At 75.4% G+C, this 21,806-nt stretch carries 16 protein-coding genes; 9 read left to right on the top strand and 7 right to left on the bottom strand.

Annotated elements, in window-relative coordinates:
* Nucleotides 1-65 precede the first annotated feature (65 nt).
* Together DFQ13_RS03305 and DFQ13_RS33560 are read left to right on the top strand one after the other, a co-directional pair.
* Nucleotides 66-587: an RNA polymerase sigma factor gene (locus DFQ13_RS03305; protein ID WP_035290339.1), complete on the top strand. Its 522-nt coding sequence runs from the start codon at nucleotides 66-68 to the stop codon at nucleotides 585-587.
* Entirely contained in the window at nucleotides 577-936 is a 360-nt protein-coding gene (locus tag DFQ13_RS33560) for a hypothetical protein (protein WP_181399813.1), read from the top strand. The genes DFQ13_RS03305 and DFQ13_RS33560 overlap by 11 nt, the downstream gene beginning before the upstream one ends.
* Nucleotides 937-1,144: 208 nt before the next feature.
* Here DFQ13_RS33560 and DFQ13_RS33555 read toward each other — a convergent pair whose 3' ends face one another.
* From DFQ13_RS33555 to DFQ13_RS03265, 5 genes are all read right to left on the bottom strand, one after another.
* The gene (locus DFQ13_RS33555) at nucleotides 1,145-2,653 is read right to left on the bottom strand and encodes a hypothetical protein (RefSeq protein ID WP_181399812.1); all 1,509 of its coding nucleotides are present in this window, start codon (nucleotides 2,651-2,653) and stop codon (nucleotides 1,145-1,147) included.
* A gap of 1,352 nt (nucleotides 2,654-4,005) precedes the next feature.
* The gene (locus DFQ13_RS03280) at nucleotides 4,006-7,500 is read right to left on the bottom strand and encodes a DUF5682 family protein (protein ID WP_110078727.1); all 3,495 of its coding nucleotides are present in this window, start codon (nucleotides 7,498-7,500) and stop codon (nucleotides 4,006-4,008) included.
* Nucleotides 7,484-8,632, bottom strand: a complete 1,149-nt coding sequence (locus DFQ13_RS03275; RefSeq protein WP_110078726.1) for an ATP-binding protein — start codon at nucleotides 8,630-8,632, stop codon at nucleotides 7,484-7,486. The genes DFQ13_RS03280 and DFQ13_RS03275 overlap by 17 nt, the downstream gene beginning before the upstream one ends.
* Nucleotides 8,629-13,503: a hypothetical protein gene (locus DFQ13_RS33550; protein WP_233438240.1), complete on the bottom strand. Its 4,875-nt coding sequence runs from the start codon at nucleotides 13,501-13,503 to the stop codon at nucleotides 8,629-8,631. The genes DFQ13_RS03275 and DFQ13_RS33550 overlap by 4 nt, the downstream gene beginning before the upstream one ends.
* Nucleotides 13,500-14,351, bottom strand: a complete 852-nt coding sequence (locus tag DFQ13_RS03265) for a DUF4132 domain-containing protein (protein ID WP_110078725.1) — start codon at nucleotides 14,349-14,351, stop codon at nucleotides 13,500-13,502. The genes DFQ13_RS33550 and DFQ13_RS03265 overlap by 4 nt, the downstream gene beginning before the upstream one ends.
* A gap of 196 nt (nucleotides 14,352-14,547) precedes the next feature.
* Between DFQ13_RS03265 and DFQ13_RS03260 the strand changes: the two genes are divergently transcribed.
* The 7 genes from DFQ13_RS03260 to DFQ13_RS03230 all read left to right on the top strand — a co-directional run bounded on the left by DFQ13_RS03260 (nucleotide 14,548) and on the right by DFQ13_RS03230 (nucleotide 20,003).
* The gene (locus DFQ13_RS03260; protein ID WP_035281725.1) at nucleotides 14,548-14,964 is read left to right on the top strand and encodes a hypothetical protein; all 417 of its coding nucleotides are present in this window, start codon (nucleotides 14,548-14,550) and stop codon (nucleotides 14,962-14,964) included.
* A gap of 83 nt (nucleotides 14,965-15,047) precedes the next feature.
* Entirely contained in the window at nucleotides 15,048-15,860 is an 813-nt protein-coding gene (locus DFQ13_RS03255; protein WP_110078724.1) for an alpha/beta fold hydrolase, read from the top strand.
* An 85-nt stretch (nucleotides 15,861-15,945) separates the two neighbouring features.
* Entirely contained in the window at nucleotides 15,946-16,482 is a 537-nt protein-coding gene (locus tag DFQ13_RS03250; RefSeq protein ID WP_110078831.1) for an RNA polymerase sigma factor, read from the top strand.
* On the top strand, nucleotides 16,479-17,303 hold the full coding sequence (locus DFQ13_RS03245) for a zf-HC2 domain-containing protein (RefSeq protein WP_110078723.1): 825 nt from the start codon (nucleotides 16,479-16,481) through the stop codon (nucleotides 17,301-17,303). Before DFQ13_RS03250 ends, DFQ13_RS03245 begins: the two co-directional genes overlap by 4 nt.
* Before the next feature lie 26 nt (nucleotides 17,304-17,329).
* Nucleotides 17,330-18,124, top strand: coding sequence for an ABC transporter ATP-binding protein (locus tag DFQ13_RS03240; protein ID WP_110078722.1), 795 nt, complete (start codon nucleotides 17,330-17,332; stop codon nucleotides 18,122-18,124).
* A complete protein-coding gene (locus DFQ13_RS03235) occupies nucleotides 18,121-19,443 on the top strand; it encodes a hypothetical protein (protein ID WP_110078721.1) in 1,323 nt (440 codons plus the stop codon). Before DFQ13_RS03240 ends, DFQ13_RS03235 begins: the two co-directional genes overlap by 4 nt.
* A complete protein-coding gene (locus DFQ13_RS03230) occupies nucleotides 19,440-20,003 on the top strand; it encodes a hypothetical protein (protein WP_035281734.1) in 564 nt (187 codons plus the stop codon). The genes DFQ13_RS03235 and DFQ13_RS03230 overlap by 4 nt, the downstream gene beginning before the upstream one ends.
* Before the next feature lie 29 nt (nucleotides 20,004-20,032).
* On the opposite strand, the gene DFQ13_RS03225 is transcribed toward DFQ13_RS03230, so the two are convergent.
* Both DFQ13_RS03225 and DFQ13_RS03220 read right to left on the bottom strand, forming a co-directional pair.
* Nucleotides 20,033-20,998 (bottom strand): SDR family NAD(P)-dependent oxidoreductase, encoded by a 966-nt coding sequence (locus tag DFQ13_RS03225; RefSeq protein WP_110078720.1) that lies wholly within the window; start codon nucleotides 20,996-20,998, stop codon nucleotides 20,033-20,035.
* Between the two features lie 246 nt (nucleotides 20,999-21,244).
* A complete protein-coding gene (locus tag DFQ13_RS03220; protein WP_146241067.1) occupies nucleotides 21,245-21,640 on the bottom strand; it encodes an ATP-binding protein in 396 nt (131 codons plus the stop codon).
* Nucleotides 21,641-21,806: the final 166 nt, after the last annotated feature.

The raw sequence follows: 21,806 nt of genomic DNA, 5'->3' as shown, positions 1-21,806 counted from the left end.
GACTGCTGCCAGGATCGGTGCGCCCGCCCGGGAGTGCGCACCGACCGGCCGGAAGGCGTTGCACTGTGCGGTTCTCCGCCGCGGGGGCGTCGACGGACACCTCCGCCTTCACCGCGTGCTTCAACCGGCACGTGGACTCGGTCCGCGTGACCGCCTACCTGCTCTGCCGGGACCGGCACCGCGCCGAGGACCTGACGCAGGCCGCGTTCCTCAAGCTCTACCTGGCCTGGTCGCGCCTGGACGAGCACGAACACCTGGACTCCTACCTGCGCAAGGTCGTGGTGCGCGAGTTCCTCACCGACCGCCGCCGGGCCTGGTGGCGTCGGGAGTCCGGTGTGGACGAACCACCCGAGTCGCCGGTGGTGGAACCGGACCGGGAGGACCGGGTGGTGCTCTGGGACCTGATCTCCGCGCTGCCGCCGCGGCAGCGCGCGGTGCTGGTGCTGCGCTTCTGGCAGGACCTCGACGTCAACGACACGGCGGCCGCGCTCGGCTGCGCGCCGGGTACGGTCAAGAGCCAGACCTCGAAGGCGCTGGCCGCACTGCGCGCCCGGCTCTCCGAAGGCAGGGAAAGCTATGCACGCTGACGACATCCGCGCCGCCCTGGACCAGGCGGAGCAGGACTACCGACCCACCGGGGCCGCCGACCCGACCGCCGTCATCGAGCGCGGCCGCCGCATCCAGCGCCGCCGCCGGACAGCGGCCATCACCGCCTCGGCCTTCACCGTCGTCGGTGTCCTGGTCGCCAGCTTCGCCCTGATGCGCCCGGAACCCGTGCCGCCCGCGGTGCCAGGACCCGCGCCGAGCGTGGAACCGGTGACCACCGTGGAGAACAGCCCGGTGCCCCGGACCCCGCAGATGTCACCGATCCCGGGGACGACCCCGGCGCCCGGTCCGAGCGGGAGCCCGTGCTGCTCGATCACGGTCGTCCCCTGAGGATCGCCTCCCGCCCAACCGACCGCCAGGACCGCCGTTGCCGGGTTGCCCAGCACGACCAGGTCGACCACCCGGTCGAACGAGGTCGCCGGGCACTGCACGCGGTGGGCGATGAGCCCGCACAACTCCGCGACCGCCCCGCAGTGCGATCGAGGCGTCCGGCGGTGTGCGGGACCGTGCGGGCCGCAGCGCTCGTGGGCTGTGGAGGTCAGGTGGGCGGGGTGGTGGCCGCCAGCCAAGCACGGCGCGCCAGTGCCCGGTTGACCTCGCGGAGGTGCAGACCCCCGCGCAGCCAGGCCAGCGGGAAGGCGTCCCCGGTGTCCCGGACGACCCGGCCGAAGGCGTCGCGTTCCCGGTCGCGGGCGGTGGCGGCGATGTCGGCCAACAGGGAAGCGGTGGTGGTGAGGCCGTTGCCGGTGAGCGCGGCGATCTCGCGGGCCGCGGTGGAGGTGGCGGCAACGGCCCGACCGCCGAGGGCGATCCGGTGCAGGAGCAGTTCGAGCGGGCGCAGCGGGGCTGGCGTCCGGTGGGTCACCATGCGACGGGTCGACTCGGGATCGGCAGGACTGCGGTGGGCCTGCTCAGGATCGGCAGGACTGCTGTGGGACAGCTCGAAGTCGGTCGGCGTGCGATGGGTCTGCCCGGGCTCGGTCGATGTGCGGCGTGCGTGCTCGGGATCGGTCGATGCGCAGGGGGCGGCCTCGGAGCCGGTCGACGTGTGGTGGGTCGGCTCGGGGTGGGTGGGGAGGTCGCGGGGTTCGGTGGGCACCACGTGGGAGCGTTGGAGGTGGTCGAGGCCCAGGTCGACGCGGCCGTGGTGGTCAACGGGGAGCGACAGGTGCTCCGGGGCGCCGGACACGGCGATGGCCAGGGCGGTGGCGGGGCGGTCGGGCAGGAGCCGGGCGACGACGCGGAGCCGCAGCCCCGCCGCGCCCGCGAGGACGCGGAGGTTGTCCAGCGACCGCCCACCGTCGGCGACGAGGTCGATGTGCGCGTCACCGGTGCTGACGCGGAGGGCGCCCGCCGCCGCGCCGAGCACGGTGGCGTCGAGGAACAGCAGGTCGGCGCCTGCGGGCCGGTGCGCGTCCGGGCGGGTGTCGGCGGCGAAGGCGCGGGTCACCTGATCGGCCAGGGGCTGCGCCCACAGGTCAGCCAGCGGCGGCGCGTCCCAGGCGGCACCGGAAGCGGCGACGGCGCGGACCGCCTTGCCCGCCCCGAGGCGGCGGTCGGCCGAGGCGGTCCCCCCGGAGAGCAACAGCCCGGCCCGCCCCAACCCGCGGTGGGTGAGACCGGACTCCCCAACGGCCACCGGACCGTTCGCGGCGGCGGGCACCCGTTCAGCACCACCGGGGGTGATCGCCGGGATGGTCCACAGGGTGCCCCCCTGGTCCACGAGGTGGGTGACGACACCGCCGTAACCGGTGGCCGCCACAACCGCCTCGGTGCAGAGGCCGTACAGGCGCAGAGAACCGATCGGCCGGTACTCGCGCCGGGCCGTACCCCGCAGCTCAGCCGGGTCACCGTGCCCGGTGCGCAGGTCGTGGCACACCAGCATGAGATCGACGAGGTCGGCGGCGAGCACTTCCCGGTCGAACGCGGAGTCCCCGGCCCGCCCAGCCGCAAGGGAGGCAGCGATCCGCAGCCCCCCGGCAGCAGCCCGGTGCAACCCGGCAACACGAGCGGTGTGCGCGGCCCGCAACACCTCAGCCCGCACCACGGCGCCACTCCCGGTCGCCCCGGACCGCAACACGGTGGCGCAGGCCGCCCACAACGCACCCGCCGCCGCCCGCTCAGCAGCCCGGACCGGAGCCACGACCTCGGCCCCGCCCCCACCCGCCACAGGCACCCCGGCACCCGGCCCACCCGAACCCGACCCCCCAACCCCACCGACCGCAACACCCGCCCCCGCAGCGGTGGCCACCCCACCCGCCCCAGCCACCGCCGCAGTCGATCCACCCGCCCCAGCCGATCCACCCGATCCGGCCACCAAAACGGCCGACCCGCTCTGCCCACCCGCTGCCGCCTGCGAGCCACCCGGCCCACCCACCGCAGCAGCCGCACCACCCGACCCAGCCGCCAGCCCGGCCGATCCACCCGACCCGGTGGCCGAGTCAACCGACCCGCCCGGCCCACCCGCTGCCGTCGCCGATCCATCCGCCCCAGCCACGACAGCGGCCGATCCACCGCGCCCACCCACCATTGCGGCCGAGCCACCCGACCCGGCCACCGCAACGGCCGACCCGCTGCGTCCGCCCGCCGTTGCGGGCAAGTCATCAGACCCACCCACCGCGATATCCGCACCACCCGGCTCGGACACCGGGCCGGTCGGTTCACCCGACCCACTCGCCGTCGCGGCCGAACCACCCGACCCGGCCACCACAGCAGCCGAACCACGCCCACCCGCTGCTGCGGGCGAGCCACCCGGCTCGCCCGCAGCAGCCGGACCACTCGTTCCGGCTGCCGGGGTGGCCACTCCATCCGGCCCGGTTGCCCCGGTGGCCGACCCACTCCGCCCGCCCGTCTCTGCGGGCGAGTCATCCGGGCCTGCCGCCGGGGTGGTCGATCCACCTGACCCGTCCGCCCTGGTGACCGGGCCACCCGGCGCACCCGCTGCTCCCACCGATCCACTCGGGCCGCCCGCTGCCGCCGACGGGTCACTCGGGTCTGCCGGAGTGGTCGCACCTGGATCGGCAGCGGTGGTGGCCGCTTCCCCGGGGTCCGGCGTGCCCGCGCCGGGCGCCGGATCGGGGTTTCCCGGATCAGGACCAGGAGCGGCCGGGTCCGGGGCGGGTTCGGCGATGTCGGCGGCGGCGACGGCGATGCCGCGGTGCAGGCACCGGGGGGCGAGCAGGCAGGTGCAGGTGAGGTCGGTGGCGGTGGTGAGGATGCCGGAGTGCAGGGCCCAGACCAGGGTGGTGTCGGGGTCCAGTTCGGCTCGGGCCGACTCGGGGGTGTGGGTGATCGTCCACTCGGCTGCGCGGGAGAGGGCGGCGTCGACCCGTTTGCGGAGGCGGGGTGGGAGTTCGTCGAGGACGTCGGCCAGGACGGTGGGGGCTATCGGGGGTGGGGTCATGTGCGCACCTTTTCCCCGACCCAGTGGGCCAGTTCCTGGGGGCTGAGGGCGGCGACCGGCATTCCGGCGGCCACCAGGCGGCCTGCCACCGAGGTGGAGTAGCGGGCGGTGCCGGTGTCGTCGAGGCTGGCGCAGCCGAGGACGGTGACGCCCGCGGTGACGAGTTCGCGGACCTGGGCGATCAGGGAGCCGAGGGGGCCGCCCTCCTCGAAGTCGCTGATGAGGACGACCATGGTGCGTTCGGGGACGGTGACCAGGGAGCGGGCGTGGCGCAGGGCGCCCGCGATGTGGGTGCCGCCGCCCACGCGGACCTCCAGCAGCAGGGACAGCGGGTCGGTGACCCGGTCGGTGAGGTCGAGGACTTCGGTGGAGAACGCCAGGAAGTGCGTGGATAGGGCGGGTACCCCGGCGAACACCGACGCGGTCAGCGCGGCCCAGACCGTGGAGGACTCCATGGAGCCCGACACGTCGACCACGAGGACCAGTCGCCAGTCGGAGGAGCGGCGGCCCCTGGTGCGGAACACCGGGCGTTCGGGGACGACCCGCACCCGGCCGTCGGTGCCGCGGCGGGCGGTGGTCAGGTTGGCGCGGAGGGTGCGGGGCAGGTCCAGGCGACCGCCGGGGCGGCGGGTGGGTGTGGGCAGTTGGATGCCGGTGAGCGCGGGTCGGATGCGGTTGGCCAGTTGCGCGGTCAGTTCCCGGACCAGCCGGGCGACCAGGGGGCGCAGGCGGGCCAGTGCGGATTCCGAGAGGCCGCCCGCCAGGGACAGCACGGATCGCAGCAGTTCGACCGAGGGGCGCACCGACGCGGGGTCGATCTCCAGTGCCGCCTCCAGCCTGCCGCCCTCCGCTGAGGCGGCCAGGACCTCCTCGCGGATGTGGTCGCCGAACAGGTCCCGGAGTTCGTCGGACCAGTCGCGGACGTCCGGGAACGGGTTGGTGCGGTCCGCCCCGAGGTCTCCGCGGGCGGCGCCTTCGCCGCGGTCGTGCCCGTACAGCTCGTCCAGCGCTGCCGCGTACCGGGCCGCTCCGGCGGGTCGTTGGCCGCGCGCCCCGAGCAGGAGTTGCCACCGCAACCCGGCGGGCAGTTCCCCCGCCGCCGCGCCGCCGGGCGCGGGCCCGTCGTGCGCCAGGAGGTCGGCGTCGGGGTGGTCACTCGTCGCGGGCTCCTGGACGGCGATTCCACCGACATCGTCCACTGTGGACATTGAATCGGTGAGGCCGTGCTCGATGAGGGCCTGCCTGCCCGCCTGTTCGGCTTCCAGCCACACCGCGAGCAGTTCCGGGTCCGGTGCCGTGGCGGTGTCGACGCGCGTTCCCGTCCGCTGTTCGACCACCGCCAGCACGCGGGAGCGGGCGGCCGGGCCGATCGAGGTGAACGCGCCGCGCAGGGCGGGCAGGCGGTCGAGGAAGTCCTTGTCCGCCAAGCTTTCCACGCGTTCCAGGAGGGGGTCGAGTGCCTCGGGGGTTTCCAGCAGCGGGCCCGCGGCGGCGAGCACACCGGTCAGGCCGCGGCGCAGGGTGTCGCGGCGGGGTGGGGTGGTGGCGGTGTCGATCCAGGACGCCACGCGTTCGCCCAGGGCCTGGGGGGTGCTCAGGCCGAGCAGGACGCGGGTCGCACCCGCGGCGCCCGCGATGAGGGGGGCGGCCTCGTCGGCGAGGCGGCGGAGGGTGGCGGTCAGGCGCAGGCCGGTGCCGTGGGTGTGGTGGCGCTGGCCGAGTTCGACCAGGGCGCGGGCGTCGGCGACGTCCTCGGACCCGGCGAGGCCGTCGAGTTGGGCGACCGCCGCGGTCTCCAGGTCGTGGGCGAGGCGGGGGTGGGCGTCGAGCACCGTGGCGGGGGTGCCGGGGAGGTGGCCCGCGCGCAGTCGGTCCAGCAGGTCGAGGCAGGACAGCAGGTCGTGCGGGGTGCCCGCGGCGGGCAGGACGGTGGCGGCGTCGGACAGCAGGTCGTCGACGAGGTCGGGCAGGCCGCAGGCGGCGGCGTCGAGCAGGTCGGCGCGGACGTCGGCGGGGGTGTGGCCGCCCTGCTCGGTGCGGGCGGCGCGGCGGGCGCGCAGCCTGCCGAGGGCGGCGAGCGGGAGCGTCGCCCCCCACAGGCCCGCGACGGGCAGGGTGGCGGCGGTGGACGGGGTCCAGGTGGCGGTCCAGCGGGTGGTGAGCGCGTCGCCGCCGCCGACGCCGGTGGTGGCGGTCTCCTCGGCGTAGGTGATGCCGAGGACGGCGAGCCTGCGCAGCGCCAGTTCGCGGCGGCTGTCGAGCGGGGAGCGCAGCGGGTCGAGCCGCAGCACGGCGGGTTTGCCGCTGCCGGGGCCGGGCAGCCGCAGGTCCGCCAGCAGCGCCTCGACCGCGGGCGCCAGGCCGGAGCGGGGTGTGGTCGGGGCGAGCAGTCCGGTGCGGCGGCCGACGAGCACGTCCCCGGCGGCGCGGGCCACGACCCGGCCCCGGCCCAGCGGTTCGGCGTGGGTGAGCACGGTCTGGACCGCCTCCACGACCTCGCCGCGCCCGGGGGCGGGCAGGCCGCGCAACCGGGCCAGGTCGACCGCCAGCCGCAGCGCCTCCCGCGCCTCGCCGGGGCCTGCCGGGTGGCCCAGTTCCCTGATGCGGGCGCACATCCGCACGATGACCGACGCGGCGGCGGCCTCCACCGCGGCCGGGTCGCCACCGGCCTCGAACACCGCCTGCTGCCACTCCGGGTCGCGGATGCCCGCCGGGTAGCCGGACCGTTCGTCGAGCAGCGCGAACCCGTACGGCACCAGCGACGTCACGACCTCCGGGCCTGCCCCGGTGTCCTCCGGGGCGTCGTGCCCGGGGCCGTGCAGCAGGGCGGCGGCGTGGAAGGAGCCGATGACCGCGGTGCAGCGCCTGCCGTCCGCCCGCGCGACGGCGCGGCGCATCCAGGCCTCGCGGCGCAGGTCGAACGGGTCGACCCCGGCGCCCTCGGCGTCGCGGCGGATCGCCCAGCCGACCAGCAGCGCCGCCCGGCGCACGGCCTCGGGGCTCTGGCCGGGAGCGGTGGCCTCGACCAGCCGGTCCCACAGGTCGTCGCCGTCGCGGCCGGTCACCGTGCGCCGCAGCGCGTCGGTCAATGGGCTCGCCGCCCACCCCGGTGCCCGGTGGCCCGGCCCGCGCAGGTGCAGCGGCAGGTCGCACGGGCGGACCTCGACGCCGTTGCGGTGCGCCCAGCGGAGCGCGGCCAGTTCGGGGGAGAAGTCGGCGAACGGGTAGAACGCCAGGCCGCTGCCGTCGCGGGCGGCGCCGGAGAGGGCGACCGGTGCGGTGAGCGCCGGGTCGGCCAGGTGCGGCAGCCACTCCCCCAGTTCCTCGGGCAGCTCCACCAGCAGCAGCTCGGGCGCGGCGGCGTCGAGCAGGGCGGGCACGGCGGCGGCGAGGGCGGGCGAGTGGTGGCGCACGCCGATCAGGTGCGGGGCGCGGTGCTCGGCCAGCCGGGCGGCCTCGGCCGCCAGGACGTCCTCACGAGTCGAGGACATCGCGCAGCTCCCACAGCCGTCGCCAGGTGCGCGCCCCGGTCTCCGCGCGCCGACGCACCGCACCGTCCCAGTAGCCCAGGAGCCGGGCGGCGTCGCCGGGGTCGTCCTTGCGGACGACGCCGAGCAGGTGCCCGGGCAGCAGCGACAGCGGGTCGCGGTCGCCGGGGAAGTACGCCTCGGCCAGGCCGAGGGAGGCCGCCACGGACACCGCCTCGGCGGTGCTCATCACGGTGGAGGGCCGCTCGACCGCCCACCCCTCCTGCGACACGCCGTTGCGCAGGTCGCGGAAGGCGGTGACCAGCGCCTCCAGCACCACGTCGTCCACCGCGAACGGCGCGCTGACCCGCTCCAGCGCGGCGGTGGCCTGCCTGCGCACCAGCGCCGTCTCGGCGGCGAGGTCGCCGATGGGGCCGACCGCCTCGAAGTTGAAGCGCCGCTTGAGCGCGGCCGACATCTCCGACACGCCCCGGTCGCGCAGGTTGGCGGTGGCGATGACGGTGAAGCCGGGTGCGGCGTGCACGGTGGCGCCGTCGGTGCCCGACAGCTCGGGCACCGCGATGCGCCGGTCGGACAGGATCGACACCAGCGCGTCCTGCACCTCCGGCAGGCAGCGGGTGACCTCCTCGACCCGTACGACCGCGCCGCCGCGCATGGCGGTGAGCACCGGGGACGGGACCAGCGCCCGCGGGCTGGGTCCCTCGGCCAGCAGCAGCGCGTAGTTCCAGCCGTAGCGCAACTGGTCCTCGGTGGTGCCCGCGGTGCCCTGCACGACCAGTTGGCTGGTGCCGGACACGGCGGCGGCCAGCAGTTCCGACAGCATCGACTTGGCGGTGCCGGGCTCGCCGACGAGCAGCAGCCCGCGTTCCCCGGCGAGGGTGACCACGGCCCGCTCGACCAGGGCCCGTTCGCCGACGAACTTCGGGCTGATCACCATCCGCGCGGCCAAGCCGTCGGCCTCGGCGCCCGCGGGCAGCGCCAGCGCGTCGCCGCCGCTGCCGGTGACGAAGGTGACGACCGCGCGCGGGGTCAGCCGCCAACCCGGCGGTCGGGGGCCGCTGTCGTGGGCGGCGAGGAACGCCAGTTCCGCGTGGTGGGCGTCCTCGGCCGGGTCGACCTGCCTGGGGGCGTTCACCGGCGGCCTCCGGTCTTGAGCTCCTCGTAGGCGGGGGCGTCGCCGTCGAGGACGCGCCGCCAGGCGCGGGTGAACAGGTCGGCGGCGGGTTCGCGGGCGACGATCGCCGAGTCGGGTTTGCCGGTGATGCCGAACATCGGGGCCTTCCAGGTTTCCAGTGGCAGGTGCGGGGCGCTCAGCGGCAGCCAGCCGCCGGGCAGGAACAGCGACCGCCCGGCCCTGGCCCGCTTGGCGGTGAGCACCAGGTCGGTCTCGGCGAGCGCGGCGCGGGCCTTGCGCAGCCGGGCGGGCTTCCACCCGGTCCACCGGGCGGTGTTGGCGTCGGTCGGGTCGGGTAGCGCGAGCAGTTGCAGGTAGAGCACGGCGGCGTCCTCGGCGAGCCCGAACTTCCCCGCCACCTCGGCTACCAGGTGCGGCGCGGACACCGCCGGGTCCTGGAAGTACGCGGCCGGGTCGGTGCCCTCGGCCGCGGTGGCGGCGCAGGCGGCGGTCAGCCCGGCGGAGGCCAGCAGGTCCGCGGCGGTCACCAGGTCCCCGCAGTACCAGACCTCGGCGAGGGCGGTGAACAGGTCGCGGTCCTGCGGACCGATCAGGCCGGGCCGGACGACCAACCTGGAGCGCTCGTCGCGGTACCTGCCCACCTCCAGCCAGCCGCGGTGGGTGCCGAACAGCTCGTCGTCGGGCCCGTCGAGGCCGAGCAGGGCCCGCAGTTGGTCGTTGTCCGCCCAGTGGGTCAGCTCGACGGCGAACCCGGGGTCGGCGACGCGCCGCCGGGCCAGGTCCAGCGCCTCGGGCAGCCGGGCCCGCAGCGGGGACCCGGCGGGCAGCCGCTGCGCGAGCCAGAGCAGCACCTGCGGCACGGCGCGCAGCGTGGACCGGTCGAACCCGCCCGGGTTGTCGACGACCGAGGCGCCCTGCTCGTCCACGCGCACGCCCTGGCTGGCGGCCAGCCACGGGGTGAGCCCGGGGTTGAGCACGCCGGTCACGTACTCGCCGCTGTTGTGCAGCGGCAGCAGCTTCGTCGCGTCGACCAGCACGTCGTCGGGGACCGGGGTGCGGCGGCCGAACTTCGCCGTCCACACCTCGGCGACGGCGTCCACGTCCGGCCCGGTGGTCCACAGGTCGGCGGGGTCGGCGGGCACGGCGGCGGCCAGCAGCGCGCGGCGGAAGGAGTCGGTCAGCGGCCGGAGGGTTTCCTTGGCCGCCTTGGCCGCGCCCGCCGACAGGCCGAGCGCCCGGCGCTCCTCGGTGCTGAGGTAGTGGGCGTCCCAGCGGTCCACCCCGGGCATCCCGGCCAGCAGGACCGTAGCCTCGGCGATCCCCATGCCGGTGCGCTCGACCAGAGCGGGCACCGCCTCGGGGAACCACGGCGCCGGGCCGCGTTCGGCGAGCGCGGTCAGGAACGCGGCCACCCGGTCGGGCCCGAACGACGGGCGGATCTCCTCGGCGGCCTCGACCCGCCACCCGCGCGGCAGGTCGAACACCCCGGGGGTGCGGGTGTACTGGACGCCGTCGAACCGGTTGTCGGCGTCGTGGCGCCACTGCTGTTCGAACACGGCGACGAACCCGCCGTCCACCGGCACGACCCGGGTCTTGGGGTCCGGTGAGCCGTTCGGGACCAGCAGGCCCACGGTGCGCCAGTGCCCGGTGCCGTCGACGAGACCGGCCGCGGCGACCGACCGCAGGAACAGCACCAGGGCTTCGCGCTGGGCGTCCGGGGTGAACGGGGAGGCGGCGCGGTGGGCCAGGGCGGCGGTGTGGGGCAGCACGTCGTACCAGTCCGGGCTGGTCGACTCCGGCAGCGCCCCGGCCGCCGGGGTGGGCTCGGCGGCGGTCTCACCGAGTGCGGTGAGCAGGTCGGGCAGGTTCGTCGGCACGGACCCGTGGCCGCGGTGGGAGCGGTAGGTGCCGAACCAGGACAGCGCCGCGTTGAGGTCCTCCTCGGTGACCACGGGGCCGACCGGGGCGAACAGGGCGGTGTCGACCCGGCGGGCCGCGTCGGCGATCGGGGCGTAGCCGCGGTGCTCGCGCAGCAGGCCCGCCGCCCGCCGCACGACGTCGAGGACACCGGCGAGCAGCGCGGGGTGGGTCAGGCCGGGCAGGGCGTCGGCGACCGCACCGGCCAGCCCGCCGCGCTTGCCCGCGACCAGGTCGGCGAACACCTCGTCCGCCGGGCGGCGGGCGTCGTCGGCGGGTTCGGCCAGTGCCGCCTCCAGGACCCGTTCGACCGCCTCGCGGCCGACCTCGCGCAGCGCCGCCGATCCGGCGGGGTCGCGCGGGGTGAGCAGGTGCCACCACTCGACGGGTGCGACGAACGGGGTGCCCGCGGCGTAGGCCGGGTGCCGGTCCGAGGCGGACACGGCGCCCAGGGCACTGCCGTCGGTGGCGTGCAGGGTCAGGTGGCCCTGGCGCCTGCTGAGCACCACCTCACCACCGCCGGGCAGGCGCAGCACCCCGGCCGGTCCCTCCCGGCCCCCGGTCAGGCGGGCGCGCCTGCCGTCGACGCCCTCACCGGTCCAGGACCCGTCTGCCTCGCGGCGCACCCGCCAGCCGTGCAGGCCGCCCGCGGCCCCGAGCGGGCTCATCGAGGTGGCGGCGGCGACGGGCCGCAGGTCGCACCACTGCGGTTGCAGGGCCGCCCCGTCGAGGGCGAAGTCCTCGATGAACCGGGGCAGGCTGGCCCGACCGCGTTCGCCGGTGGCCGGGTCGAGTTCGACCCAGCGCCACTCGCCGTCGGAGTAGCGGTCGGTCCACAGGGTGGTGCCGTCGCCGAAGACCCGGCCGCCCCGGGACACCTGGGTGTCGCCGGGGTGCACCGCGCGACCACCCGTGCCGCGCCCGCCGCCGGTCAGGGCGATCGACGGCGCGGGCAGGTCCCGGCCGTAGTGGGCGGTGTGCTCGCCGGGGTCGAAGACCCGGTCGGGGGCGTCGCTCCAGTAGGCGCTTTCGCCGTCGTCGGTCTGCCAGCGCACCAGCAGCACACCGTCGCACCACAGGGCGGTCGGGGCGAACGCCCACCGGTGCCTGCGCTCGGTCGGGATGCGGGACAGGTGCTCGGCGAGGACCCCGTCCGGGCCGACCACGACGAACGACTCACCGCGGCGCAGCACCAGCGCGGGCCAGCCCTCGCCGCACACCACGACCCCCTCGTTCTGGGCGGCCGACGCGGCGGTGAGCCGGGCGACGGCGTCCTCCAGCGCGGGCCAGCCCAGTTCGTCGAGCAGACCGGCGCGCAGGGTCGCGCGCAGCGCGGCGGCGACGTCGGTGGCGGCGATCGCCTCGGCCGCCTCCGGGACGTCGGCGAACGCCTCGGGCAGCCGCAGCACGGCCACCGCCTGCAACCGCTCGGCCAGCCCGGGCAGGCCGGTGGCCGCGGTCTCGGCGGCGCGGGCGGTGAGCCAGTGCCGCAGGGCGGCGCGCAGTCCGGGCACCGCCAGCACCGGCAGCAGCGCCTCGCGGCTGACCGCCCCGGAGCGCGCGGCGGACCGGGCGTGCTGGACGAAGCCCTCCCCCAGCGGCCCGACGAAGCGCTGGTCACCCGCCAGCGCCACCAGGTCGCGGCGGCCGGGGCCGTCGTCGCCGAGCCACCCGCCGACGTCCAGCCGCGGGGTGTCGCGGTCCCCCTCGGCGATGGGGATGCCGTGGGCCACCATCAGGTCCAGCACGTCCAGTTCACCCTGCCGCCACCCGCGCAGGACCCGGACCGGTTCGGCGTCGGCGACCAACCGGTCGGCCATGGCGGTGATCAGCTCCAGCAGCCGCTCCGACCGGCCGGACCCGGTCCCGTAACCGGACCCGCGCACGCCCAACACCGTCGACAGCCACGCGGCCGGGGTCGGCGCCGCCCCGGCTCCCGGTTCGACCAGCGCGCGGTCGGCGCCGCAGGCCGACAGCAGGTCCAGCCACAGGTCCAGGGTGGGCCGGGTCGACGCCGCGGACGGCACGAACGCCAGTAGCTGCGAGCGCACGCGGGCGTCGGCGGTGGCCATCGCGACCAGGGTGTCGCGGTGGGACTTCCAGAACGCCGCCCCCGCGCCCTTGATCGCCGGGCTGTCGAGGATCGCGCGCAGCAGTCGCTCGTCCTCGGCGGCGACGTCGCGCCCGGCGGCCCTGGCCAGCCTGCGCAGGTCCTCGGGCATCCCGGTGTAGGGCGGCAGGCCGCCGCGGGTGCGCTCGACGCAGAGGGTGAGGAACAGTTCGTGCGCGGCGCCCGGGTCGTGCTTGCGGGCCAGGCCCTTGGCGTGCGCGGACAGCGCCTTGGCGGTCAGCGCGCCCGCGAAGGCGAACTCCAGGAACACCTCGCGGGTGCGCTCGGGGTCGACGGCGAGGTCGTGCACCTCCTCGGCCTCGCGGGCCTTGCCGAACATGGTGGCCGCGTAGGTCGGGTTGGCGTGCTCCAGGAAGATCCGCCCGGCCTGCTCGTAGAAGGTGGGCAGGAAGTGCGGGGCGGAGCGGCCGAGCATGTCGCCCAGCGCGGTGAAGCCGTCCTTGGCGGCGCTGGCCTTGGACTTGGCGGTGCGCGCCAGCCGCTCGACGTCCTTGACCAGGTTGAGCGCGTGGTGGGCGTTGGCCGGGTCGTTGACCAGCGCCCAGGCGGGGAACCCGAGGGCGCTGCGCCGCCCGGTCCCCACGCCCTCGGCGCGCACCGGGGCGTCGAACCCGAGGTACTCGCAGGTCAGGTCCTCGGCGCGGCCCAGGACCTCGGGCACCAGCCGGACCACGACCCGGTCGTCGAGGGCGGGGTGGGTGTAGCGGCGGGCGGTGACCGTGTCGCGGTCCGGCCCGGCCGCGGAGGTGCCGGGCAGGATGGCGCCCGCGGCCAGCAGTGCCGCGTCCACGCGCGGGTCCAACGTGTTCTCCGACGTGTTCACCGCGCCACCGCTTCCTCGACGACCCGACCGGCGTGGATCGCCGACGCCATCCGCATCCCCTCCGACCAGGCCACCGCACCGACCTCGGCCAACGGCACGGCGGTGCCGTCGTCCAGCGCCCAGCGCAGGCCACCGGTCCAGGTCTCGCCCTCGGGGTGGTCCGAGCCGATCCAGAACCGCGCCTCCACGGTCCGGCCGCCCTCGAACGCCGAGTACACCGCCTCGCCACCGCGCACCGGGTAGCCCAGGGTCCGGCAGCGGCCCACCGCGTGGTTGAGCTGCTCGAACCGGCCCCGGGAGTAGTCGTCCACCTCGGACTTGCCAGCGGGGAAGGCGGCGGGCCTGGCGAAGGTCTGCCGGAACAACTGCTGCGCCTTCTGCTCGACACCGAGTTCGGCGCCGAACTCGCGCAGTTCGTCGAGGTCGTCGAGCAGCACCGGGTGCGGGATGGACACGGCCTCCGGCCGCACCCGCACGGTGTCACCGTCGAGGGTCACCACCCCCAGCCCGCGCCCGGGGTCGGCGTCGCGCAGGAACCCGGTCTCGTCGCCGGTGCTCACCACGAGGTCGCGCAGCACCCCCGCCCACGCCGGGTCGGCCCACACCTCGAGGAGCACCGCGGTGGGCACCGGCAGCGACCGGACCATCCAGCCGTCCACTGCGGACAGGCACTCGGCCTCGTGCCGGGACAGCCACTCCGCGAGCTGGCGCAACCGCACCACCCGCGGGTCGTCCTGGATGGACGCGGGCACCGAGGAGAGCTGCTTTCCCTTGCCGTTGCGGCACTGGACCCGCCCGCTCTCCCCGAGCCGCACCTGGTAGCCGGACGCGGCGTCGAGCCAGCCCACGGTTCCTCCTGCGATTCGATCACTGCCGATGAGATCACTGCGATGACGGGCGAGACGGTACCGAGGCGGTACGACGAAAACCGTCGATCCGGTTGTTCGCAACCTTCACGTGACTCGGCGGCGGGCCCGCGTGGCACCCCCGCGCCCCGGGCCGGTGATACTGGTGCCGAGACAGGTCGTCGGCGGAGGAGGTGCGGTGGCGTTCACCAGACCCGGCTTCGAATCGCTCTCCGAGGGCCCGTTCAACAACTACGTCCTGGCCAGCCGGGGTGACGACTTCACCGTGCGGTCCCTCGTGGACAGCGTCTTCCAGGGCGGCGAGGGCGTCCACGGGCACATCCCGCCGTTCCACCCGCGCCTGGTGCGCCAACTGCTCGACCACGCACCCGACCCGGAATTCCTCGGCGTGCACCGCTGGAACCGGTCGCTGCGCGCCGACGAGATCGCCGTCGAGTTCGGCGAACGGCCGCCGCCGCGGCACACCTGGCTGCTGCGGGCCGACGAGATCGCCCGGGCGTGGGGGCGGCCCCTGCTCGGACCCGACGGGGTGGTGGCCGACGTCCTCGGCCCCGACGCCCCCGGGCACCTGCCGGACCCGCCCGCGCCGCGCTGACCCCCCGGGCGCCGTGGCCTGGCACGGTCGCGCGGACTGGTCGAGCATGGTGGGACAACGCAACCGCCGACAGGAGGACGCCGATGACGACGGAGACCACCGTGCGCACCGGTGACGGGGTGTCGCTGCACGTCAGCGCGACGGGCAGCGGCCCGGCCGTGGTGCTCGTGGCCGGGTACGGCGCCACCGCCGCGTCCTGGGTGTTCCAGGTGGACGCCCTCACCGCCGCCGGGTACCGGGCGGTGTGCGTGGACCGGCGCTCGCACGGCCGGTCGGACAACCCCCCGTTCGGGCACCGGGTGTCCCGCCACGGCAAGGACCTGCGCGAGGTGCTGGACGCGCTCGACCTCGGGCCGGTGGCCCTCGTCGGCGGCTCGATGGGCGCGAGCGCGATCTGGGCCATGCTCGACCTGTTCGGCACCGGGTCGGTGCGCGGGGTCGTCAGCGTCGACCAGACCCCTAAGATGATCAACTCCGCCGACTGGGAGAACGGGTTCTACGGGCTCACCGACGACAACGGCGGCACCTTCTTCGCCGACGGGGTACCACAGACCGGCCGGGGACTCACCCCGGAGCAGTCGCTCCCGGCCTACACCCGCCTCGTCGAACGCCTCGGCGACCCCACCGCGCTGGGCGTGCGCCCCGAGGGCACCGAGGCGCTGCTGCGCGACCACGCCCAGCAGGACTGGCGCGACGTCGTCGCCCGCGCCGACGTGCCGGTGCTGATGGTCGCGGGCGCGCAGAGCCAGTACTGGCCCGCCGCGCACGCCGAGGCCGCCGTGCGCGACACCGCCGACGGCCGGGCGGTGACGATCGAGGACTGCGGGCACGCGGCGAACCTCGACCGGCCCGCGGAGTTCAACACCGCCCTGCTCACCTTCCTCCACGACCTCTGACACGTGTGACGCGGGTCACCTGAGCGGGGAGAACCGGCAGGCCGTCCCCCGGCGACCCAGTCACATGCGGAAGGGAACGACCGGGATGGACGAGCGGGCGCTGCTGCGCCGGGCCGCCGCGGGCGACCGGGCCGCGTTCGAGGAGTTCTACACCCGCACCTCCCCCTGGCTGGCCGTGCGGCTGCGCAAGCGCTGCGCCGACGAACAGCTCGTCGCCGAGGTCGTGCAGGACACCTACCTCGCGGTGTGGCGGGCCGCGGGCTCCTTCGCCGACGGGGCCGCGGTCGACGACGCGCTCGGCTGGCTGTGGACCGTCGCCGCGCGCAGGCTCGTCGACGCCTTCCGCCGCGAGGGCAGGCACCGCAGCGCCACCGAGGCCGCCACCGCCACCTCGGCGGCAGCCGCACCCGCCGCCGAGGACGCGCTGCTGGAGTGGACCCTGTCCGGCGACGTCGGCGCCGCGCTCGGCGCCCTGGCACCGGAACTGCGGCAGGTGCTGCGGGCGATGGTCCTCGACGGCCTGACCGTGCGGGAGACCTCGGACCTGCTCGGCATCCCCGAGGGAACCGTCAAGACCAGGGCGCGCCGCGCCCGCCTGATGCTGCGGGAGGCCATGTCATGACCGACAACACCGGCGCGCACGCCTCGCGCGCGGCCATCGCGGCCTACGCCACCGGCGACCCCGCGCTGCCCGCCGCCGCCGAGTGGGCGGTGGAAGCGCACCTGGAGACCTGCGCCGACTGCCGCACCCACCTCGCCGACGCCGTGCGGATCGGCGACCCCACCCTCGACAGCGCACTGCGGCGGGTCTGGACCGAACTGGACGCGCGCGCACCGCGAACCCCCGCACCCGGCAGACCCGCCTGGTCGCGGTGGGCCCGCACGTGGGCGCCACCGACCCTGGCACCGCGACTGACGACCGGGGTGCTGGTGGCCCTGGTGGCGTTCCTGGTCGACCTCATCGCACCGGAGCACACCCCGACCCCACTGGTCCTGCTGGTGGCACCGGTCGCACCGCTGTTCGGCGTCGCGGCGGCGTGGTCCCGGCGGCTCGACCCGCTGCACGAGCTGACCGCCTCGACACCCCGGGCCGGACTGGCCGTGGTGCTGCGCCGCACGGCCGTGGTGCTGGCCGCGGTGATCCCCGTGCTCGCCGTGGCGGGCGCCTTCACCGGCCTCAACCCCGCCCTGTGGCTGCTGCCCTGCCTGGCGTTCACCACCGGCGCGCTCGCACTGGGCACGGTCTTCGGCGTCGACCGCGCGGCCCTGGTCCTCGGTCTGCTGTGGACCGCGCTCGTCATCGCGCCCACCCTGATGAACCTGGGCGCCCCGCAACCGCTGCGGCAGGCCGGACTCCCCGGCTGGGCCATAGCCGCGGCGGTGGCCGCAGTGGTCCTGACCGCGCGGGCCAGGTCGTTCACCGCCCTGTCCGACAAGAACTGACAACACTTCAACCAGAGGAGACAACCATGGTTCGGGCGGTGAACCCGACCGAGTCGGCACCCACGCGGTACGCGTGGGAGGTCCAGGCGAGCGGACTGCGGGTGCGCGCGGGCAAGCGAATGGCCGTCGACGGACTCGACCTGCGCCTGGGCACCGGCGTGCACGGGCTGCTCGGCCCCAACGGCGCGGGCAAGACAACCCTCATCCGGGCACTGGCAACCGTGCTGCACCCGGCGGGCGGAAACCTCGAACTGCTCGGCGTGCCCGTCAACGGACATCCCGACCTGCGGGCACTGCGCCGCAGACTCGGCTACCTGCCCCAGGAGTTCGGCTACTACCCGAAGTTCACCGTGCGCGAATTCGTCGAGTACATGGCCTGGCTCAAGGAGGTCGACAAGCAGGACATCCCGGGCGCGGTGCAACGGGCGATCGAACGCGTCGGACTCGCCGACCGCGCCGAAGACCGGATGAAGACGCTGTCCGGCGGGATGCTGCGCCGCGCGGGCATCGCCCAGGCCGTCGTCAACGACCCCGACCTGCTGCTGCTCGACGAACCCACCGTCGGCCTCGACCCCGCCCAACGACTGGAGTTCCGCGCACTGCTGCGCGCACTGGGCGAACGGTCGTGCGTGCTCGTTTCCACCCACCTGGTCGAGGACGTCGCCGCGGCGTGCAGCCGGGTCGTGCTCATGGCCACCGGCCGGTCGGTGTTCCAGGGCACCCCCGACGAGGTGGTCGCCGCGGGCGGCACCGACGACGTCGGCGACAGCCCGATGGAACGCGGCTACTCCGCCCTGCTCGCCGCCGAGGTGACCCGGTGAACGGCCGCGTCCTGCGCACCGAACTGCGCCGCTCGACCGCGCTCACCGCGGGCGCCGCCGTCGCCACCGCGGGCACCGCCGGGCTCTACGTGCTCGTCCTCAGCGACCAGACCGGCCTGTGGGCACCGCAGTGGACCATGCTGGCGGGCATCCAGCGGATCATGCTGGTCGTCCTGTGGCCGCTCGCCCTGGGCGCGGGCGCCTGGCAGGCCAGGCGGGACCGGCGCTCCCGGATGGAGGAACTGCTCACCACCACACCGCGGCCGATCCGGTCCCGCGCCCTGCCCCCGGCCCTGGCCATGGGCATCTGCCTCGGCCTCGGGTACCTGCTGGTCCTCGCGGCGGGCGCGCTGGGCGTGTCGACGCCCTACCGACACCTCGGCTGGGCGCCCATCGCCGTGGCAGGCGCGCTGTCCCTGGTGGCGGCGGGGTGGCTCGGACTCGGCATCGGCAGACTGCTGCCCTCGCAGTACACCCCACCCGTGCTCGCGGTGGCCGGGTTCCTCCTGCTGGTGGTCCCGGTCCAACTGGCCAAGGACGGCCCGACGGGCGCGGCGGCCCTGCTGACGCCGAACCTGACCTCACCGCTCGACGAGGTCACCACCGTCACCACCCCGGTCAGCCTCGGGCAGTCGGCGTGGTTCGCGGCACTGGCCCTCAGCGGCCTCGTGCTGCTCGCGGTGACCCGCCGCCGCACGGCGGCGTTGGCGGTCGTGCCCGCGGTGCTGGGGCTGGGCATCGCCCTCCCGGTGCTCACGGCGGCCCCCGCATCCGGCCTGGCGACCGACCCCGCCGCCACGGCAGAGGTCTGCACCACCGACGGCGGACCGGCGGTGTGCGTGCTCAAGGTCCACGAGAACGACCTGGCCGCCCTGGTCGGACCGGCCCGAACCGCGTTGGCCCTGCTGGCGGAGCTGCCGGACGCCCCGACGTCCGTGCACGAGGTGCCCGCCGACCGACCAGGACCGCAACCCGCCACCGAGGTGTGGCTCGACATCGAGAACCACCTCCCCGGCGGCAGCTGGCTCGGCACGGGCGACGAACTGGTGATGCGCGTCCTCGCAGGCGGCGGCACCCGGCCCTGCCCGGAACAGGTGGACCAGGGCCGGGCGCTGGCAACGGCGTGGTTGCTCGGCCGGTTCCCCCTGCCGGGAGCGGAGCCACCCACCGAGCAGGCCTCAGCGCGGGAAATCGAGTGGTACGCCGCACGCCAAGCCGAATGGGACGACCTGCGCGCCCTGCCCCGCGACGAACAGGTACGCCGGGTCACCGCGATCCGCACGATCGGCCTCCAGTGCGTCCGGGGGGTCGAGCGATGAGACTGCTCGTGCTGTACCTGCGATCACGGCAGGTACCCACCGGGCTGCCCGGGGCCGTACTGGCGGTGACCACGATCGGACTGCTCGGGAACGGGTCGACGAACCCCCAGGCGGCCGTGGCGTCCGCGGTGCTGGCCCTCGCGATCGGGCTGGCCGTGCTCGGCTACGGGCTCGGCGGAGCGGACCCCGCACTGGAGCGGACCGCGTCCCTGCGCTGGCCACCGCGCCGGGCCGCGCACGTGCTGGCCACCGCGGCGGCGGTCGCGACCACGGCGCTGGCCGCGACCAGCGCACCGACCGGGTTCGTGCTGCGCGCCGCGGTCGGCCTCGCGGGCCTCACCGCCCTCGCGGCCACCCTGCTCGGCAGGCAACTGGCCTGGACCCTGCCGGTGGCGGGGGCGACGGTCGCCGCGGCGATGCCACCGGTGGCGGACCCGCTCGCCCTGCGCCTGCTGACCTGGCCCGTCCAACCACTGGACAGCACGACGGCCACGATCACCGCGGGCGCGCTCGGCGTCGCGGGCCTGGCCCTCTACACCGCGCGCGGCTGCCGAACCTGAGCCACGCGCCGCCCGACACGGCGGGCGACCTACGCGCCGACCCCGCGGAAGGCGTCCACCCCGGTCAGCCGAGCCGACAGGTCCCACAACCGCGCCGCCTGCTCCGGGTCCACGGCGTAGTCGCGGACACCCGACGGGGCACCCGCCTCGGCGGGCTCCGCGACCTCGCAGTCCTCCAGGTAGAGACCACCCAACCCGTCGAGCCGCGGGGACGTGGCCGCCCAGACCTGGGTCGCGGCACCCTGCTCCGGGGACTTGAAGTCCACCAGGACCGTGCCGTCCTCGGCGTACCACCCGCGCTCCACCATCTCCTCGCGGCTCAGGTGGCGCTGCAACGGGGTCAGGATGCCCCCGGGGTGCACGGCGAAGGCCCGCGCCCCGTGCGCGCGGGCGAGCGCGTCGAGCCGCACGGCGAACAGCACGTTGGCCGTCTTCGCCTGGCCGTAGGCCTCCCACTTGTCGTAGTCGCCCGAGGTGAAGTCCGGGTCGTCCCACCGGATCGGCGAGCGGTGGTGCCCGTACGACGACACCGCCACGACCCGCGCACCCGGCCGCAGCGCGGGCCACAACCGGTTCAGCAGGGCGAAGTGGCCCAGGTGGTTGGTCGCGAACTGCGCCTCCCACCCGGGGCCGACGCGGGTCTCCGGGCACGCCATGACGCCCGCGCTGTTGATCACCAGGTCGATCCCCCGGTCCGACGCCAGGAACCCGTCGGCGAACGCGCGCACGCCCTCCAGGTCCCCGAGGTCGAGCGCGGCCGTCTCCACCCCCTCGATCCCCGCCAGCGCCTCCGCCGCCACCGCGGGCCTGCGCGCCGGAACGACGACCCGCGCACCCGCTGCGGCGAGGGCGCGGGTGGTCTCCAGGCCGATCCCGGAGTAGCCACCGGTGACGATGGCGAGCTTGCCGTCGAGGTCAATCCCGGCCAGGACCTCGGCCGCCGTGGTTCGCCCGTTGAAACCGGAACCGATCTTGTGCTGCTGGCTGACTGTCATGGGACCAGGCTAGGAACTGGAGTGCGCTCCAGGTCAAATCCCGCAGCTCAGCGCCCCGGAGCCCTGCCACTCCACCCGACCCCAGCCTCTCGGCCTCGCAGCGGGTCTTGGTTCGGCAGTGATCGGTGCTGACGGTGTTTCTGGTTATCTTGATACAGGTTAGTTGAAGTGAATACCTGATTTGGGAGCGATCAGTCGCCTCTAGGTGGTGCAGCGTTCGAAGTGGCGCGGGAGTGGGAGAGCGGATCAGCCCGCGCTGACCGCACACCTCGTCGACGACCTGCACACGCAGGTCATCACGGCCCACACGGTCTTGCCGTCGCGGGAGCGGCGGACCCCCCACTCGGTGAGCCCGTCGACGATGGCCATCCCCCGGCCCCGCAGCCGGGTCGGGTCACCGGACACCACGCGCGGTGGCGCGCTGGAGAAGTCGTCGATCTCGACGGTGAGCAGCCCGCGGGAGTGGTCGTGGCGGACGCGGAAGCCGCCGATGCCGCCGCCGTGGTCGAAGGCGTTGGCCACCATCTCGACGCACACGGCGAGGAACATGTCCGCCTGCTCGGAGGCCAGGAACTCCAGGTCGGCACCGATGATCGAGCGCAGTTCCGCAGCGGAAGCCACCGAGGGGACAGCGTGTCCCATTGTCATTCTCCAGCCCGAGTGTCCACGAAACGGACTTACCGTACCCGCACCGCGCACGGGCGCGCAGAGCGCCCACCACTCGCGTGCGCAGGTGAACACGCCTCGAAACACACCCTGACAACTCGAACCCGCCTTGGCCGAAGCGGCGATGGGAAGCCGGATGAAA

Origin of the sequence: Actinokineospora spheciospongiae (assembly GCF_003182415.1) — a bacterium.
Taxonomy (GTDB): Bacteria; Actinomycetota; Actinomycetes; order Mycobacteriales; family Pseudonocardiaceae; genus Actinokineospora; species Actinokineospora spheciospongiae.
This window is presented reverse-complemented; position numbering and strand designations above follow the sequence as displayed.